At 71.5% G+C, this 4,058-nt stretch carries 3 protein-coding genes and 1 pseudogene; 2 read left to right on the top strand and 2 right to left on the bottom strand.

The annotated features are described in order from the left end of the window. Both x551_RS19320 and pcaD read right to left on the bottom strand, forming a co-directional pair. The coding region (locus x551_RS19320; RefSeq protein WP_036250328.1) for a CsgG/HfaB family protein at positions 1 to 822 on the bottom strand (822 nt) is incomplete at its 3' end. A 116-nt stretch (positions 823 to 938) separates the two neighbouring features. Beyond that, positions 939 to 2,215, bottom strand: a pseudogene (gene pcaD / locus x551_RS19315) (3-oxoadipate enol-lactonase). Between the two features lie 75 nt (positions 2,216 to 2,290). On the opposite strand from pcaD, the gene x551_RS19310 reads away from it, so the two are divergent. After that, on the top strand, positions 2,291 to 3,394 hold the full coding sequence (locus tag x551_RS19310; RefSeq protein WP_051495923.1) for a lipid A deacylase LpxR family protein: 1,104 nt from the start codon (positions 2,291 to 2,293) through the stop codon (positions 3,392 to 3,394). Between the two features lie 143 nt (positions 3,395 to 3,537). Next, positions 3,538 to 4,053, top strand: a complete 516-nt coding sequence (locus x551_RS19305; RefSeq protein WP_036235811.1) for a septal ring lytic transglycosylase RlpA family protein — start codon at positions 3,538 to 3,540, stop codon at positions 4,051 to 4,053. Positions 4,054 to 4,058: the final 5 nt, after the last annotated feature.

The raw sequence follows: 4,058 nt of genomic DNA, 5'->3' as shown, positions 1-4,058 counted from the left end.
TGCGGCAGACGGCTCGAGCGGGAGCGGCAAGGGCACGGGTGCGGGCGGTTCCACCGGCACCACGACGGGCTTGGCCTTCGGGGGCGGCGCGATGTCGGCCGCCGGCAGCTTGGGCAGCGTGCGGTTCCAGGCGTCGACCAGCGCAGCGGCCACCGTCTTCGCCTGCGGCGTGTCGGCCCAGCCGCCATCGATCGCGAACACGCCGCTGCTGAGCACCAGGCTGCCGAGGCCGGCCGAATCGCTGGTGCCACGGCCGAACACGGAGCTCGTGATCTCGCTGGTGCGCGCGTCCACCACGCTCAGCAGCACCACCGCTTCCTTCTTGTTGTACTGGCCGCCGATGCCGCCGATCACGTCACCGAACACGCCGCCGAGCACACCCTTGCTCTGGCCGATCTGTTCGGCGAACACGATCTCTGCGCGCAGGATGTAGTCGAGCGGCTGCAGGTGCCGGGCGACCGTCGCGTTGGCGTCGGTGCCGAGCTGCTCGCGCAGCCTGCGCTCGGCCTCGAGCAGCGAGTAGGCCGCGCCGCGGTCGACCACGTTGAAGCAGCCGCTGCGGATCAGCAGGTGGCGCACCAGCGGCGCCATCGAGCGCGGCAGGCCGGCCGACATCAGCGCCTGGCTGTTGACCTCCGATTCGGTGATCGCCACGGTGCCGAGCCGCTTCTCGCAGCGCCCCACACCGCCCTCTTGCGGTGGGGCCTGGTCGGCGATGGCCATGTCGGAGGGGCCACCGATCTCTGTTTTGGAGGTGCTGCAACCCGCGATCCCGAGGGCCGCGAGCGCCACCACGGCGAGCGCGCGCAAGGACTGTTTCACACCGCTATCCTCCCACCATCCGAGCCGCGGTTCGGGCTACAAAACGTAAGCAGCGGCGTGAACCGCATGACCGGCGACACGGTTGGTGGCCGAATGCCTCCGTCGGTTCCCCGCCGTCAGGCCAGGGCGGCGAGGAAGTCGTGCACCACGGCGGTGAACGCCGCGGGTTGTTCCAGCACGCTCAGGTGGGCCGCGTCGTCGAGCACCACCAGCCGCGCCCCGGGCACGGCGTCAGCGATCGCTTGCGACATGGCCACCGGCGTGCCCGGATCCAGCGCGCCGGCGATCACCAGCGTGGGCGCGCTGATCTGCGGCAGGCGCGCGGCCGTGTCGTGCCGCATCACGGCCTGCGACGCTGCCACATAGCCGCGTGCCGACGTGCTGGCGACCCGGCGGCGCCAGCGCGCGACCGTGGCCGGCTGCGCGCTGCGGAAGTCCGTCGTGAACCAGCGCTGCATCGCCGCGTCGGCCACTGCGTCGACGCCGCCCTGCGCGACGGCGTCGATGCGCTGCTGCCATGCGTTGCGGTCGGCCTCGTCGAAGCCGGCGCTCGAGTTCGCGATCACCAGCGCCTCGACGCGCCGCGGATGGCGCAGCGCCAGCTCCTGGCCGACCATGCCGCCCAGCGACAGGCCGATCCACACCACCGGGCCGGTGTCCAGTTCGGCCAGCAGGCGTTCGGCGTCGTCGGCCAGTTCGGCCATCGTGTACGGACCGGCCGGCGCCTCGGAATCGCCGTGGCCGCGGTGGTCGTAGCAGATCACGCGGTGCTCGGCGGCCAGCGCATTGGCCAGCGCATCCCACAGGCTCACGTCGCAGCCCAGCGCGTGGCTCAGTACCACGGTGCTGCGGGGCGACGCCTTGGAACGCGGTTCGCGCACGGTGTAGTGCAGCGCGGGCGTGCCGGCGCTGCGGAAGGAGCGGCCGCTGCCGGTGTGGGCCACCTCGGTGGCCGGCAGTGGCGGCAGCGCGTGGCCCAGCTCGCGCAGCAGCTTCACCGCGATCGACATGCCGGTGTTCGCGGCCGGCACGCCGGCGTAGATGGCGGCCTGCATCAGGACCTCCTTCACCTCGTCGGGTGTCAGGGCGGTGGGGGCGTCGTCGCCGGCACCGAGGCTCGCGCCCGAGCCGCCCACCAGCGCGGCGCGCAGGTGCAGCTCGAACTCCTCCCAGCGGCCCAGCGCGCAGGTGATGGCCAGCACGATGACACGGCGGGTCTTCGCGTCCAGCCCGGGCCGTCCCCACACCTCGTGCCAGGCATAGCGGGTGATGAAGTTCTGGAAGTCAGCGGTGAAGGCGTTCGCGCTGGCGATCGACTTGTCCACCCAGCATCGCCGAGGAGGGCGCGGCGGTTGCGCAGGCCGCGTTCGAGATCGTGGTCGTAGGGGTCCATGGTGCATCGTAGAACAGCGGCCTGCGGACGGCTGTGACGAACACGCGGCGCGCGGCGCTGTTACCCTTCGCGCCCATGAAATTTCGCGACGTCGCCGCGACCGCCGTTTGCGCGGCGCAAACGCTGTTTGCCGGCTTGGCCCTGCTCGTCCTTCTGGGTCAGGTGACGTCGGCGCAAGCAGCCGACGAGGCAGCCTGCCGCCGGGTGGTGCCGGGTGCGCTGAATCCCGCGCTGCTGGTGCTGCGCCTCGACAACGACGTGATCGCGCGCCAGGACCAGGGCTACAGCAGCGGCCTGCAGATCAAGGCCGTCACGCCCAACCTCGATCCGCACGACGGCGATGCCTGCCTGTCGGGGCCGGCGCGCTGGCTGAACCGTGAGCTGGAGTGGCTGAGCCCGGCGCACTACGAGCAGCGCAACCTGGTCTTCGGTCTCGGCCAGGCCATCTACACCCCGAACGATCCCGAGCGCAGCGACCTGATCGTCGACGACCGGCCCTATGCCGGCGCGCTGCTGCTGAGTGCCGGCTACAACGCGCGGCTCGGCGACGAGCTCTGGGCCTCGCAGATCGTGCTCGGCGTGGTCGGTCCGGCCTCGCAGGCCGAGCGCACGCAGAAGCTGTTCCACCGCGTGTTCGGCTCGGAGCGCTTCCGCGGCTGGGACCACCAGTTGAAGAACGAGCCGGTGGTCATGCTGCTGCACGAGCGCTCGCGGCGCTGGGGCAGCCACGCGCTGCTGCCCGCGAGCGACAGCCTGCGCTGGGACGCGATCACGCACTGGGGCGGCACGGTCGGCAACTTCCTGACCGGCGCGAACGTCGGCTTCGAGATCCGTTTCGGCTACCGGCTGCCCGACGACTTCGGCTCCAGCCCGCTGCGGCCGGCCGGCGAGAACACCGCGCCGCTGCGCGCTGCCGTGTCGTCGGGCGGCTGGTCATGGCATGCCTTCGTGAACACCGACGCGCGCCTGGTGCTGCACGACATCACCCTCGACGGCAACAGCTTCCGCGACAGCCACCATGTGCACAAGCGGCCGCTGGTGGCCGACGTGGCTCTCGGTGTCGCCGTGCTCGGCGGTGACTGGAAGCTCGCGTTCGCGCGCAACTACGGCACCCGCCAGTTCCGTGGGCAGCAGGAGCGCCCCTCGTTCGGCAGCATCACGCTGAGCCGCGCGCTCTGAATAACTGAGGCCGTCGTCCTACACGCCGACACGCCGTCGGCCGATCGCTCCCGGCGGCGCGGTTGCCGACACTGACCTCACGCTCCGAGGCACGGTGGCCTTCCGCCGCCGCTCGCCTCGCGTGGCCCTCGATGAGGTGAGACATGAACCTGAACCCCGCCTTCACTCCGACCTGGCTTGCGAGCTGTGCCGCGGCGATCGCGCTGCTGGCCGCCGCGCCGATGCCGGCCTCGGCCCTGACCGACGCCGAGGCGATCGCCGTCCAGCGCACGCTCACCCCTGACCGCAGCGGACAGGTGCGCAAGGGCAAGGCGTCGTACTACCACCACAGTTTCGCGGGCCGCAAGATGGCCGACGGGGGCCGCATGGATCCGACGTCGAACAACGCGGCCAGCAAGACCCTGCCACTGGGCACCGTGGCCAAGGTGACGAACCTCGAGAACGGCCGCAGCGCGATCGTGAAGATCCGCGACCGCGGTCCCTATGCCGACGGCCGCATCGTCGATCTGTCGCCCGGCACGGCGCGCGAGCTCGACATGACCGAGAAGGGTGTCGTGCGCGTCGTCGTGGCCCCGCTGATCGTGCCGCTGCCCGACGGCAGCATCCGGCTCGGTGCCGGCCTGACCGAGGGCGGGCAGGCCACGGCCTCGGCGCGCTGACGCAC

It is taken from the genome of Methylibium sp. T29 (assembly GCF_000576205.1).
GTDB classification, from domain to species: domain Bacteria; phylum Pseudomonadota; class Gammaproteobacteria; order Burkholderiales; family Burkholderiaceae_C; genus Methylibium; species Methylibium petroleiphilum.
Note: the sequence above shows the minus strand (reverse complement) of the source record. Positions and strands in the feature narration are given on the sequence as shown.

Bases quoted from the DNA above. Each gene is read 5' to 3' on its own strand.
- x551_RS19310 (WP_051495923.1), top strand. From the start codon at position 2,291: ATGAAATTTCGCGACGTCGCCGCGACCGCCGTTTGCGCGGCGCAAACG.
- x551_RS19305 (WP_036235811.1), top strand. From the start codon at position 3,538: ATGAACCTGAACCCCGCCTTCACTCCGACCTGGCTTGCGAGCTGTGCC.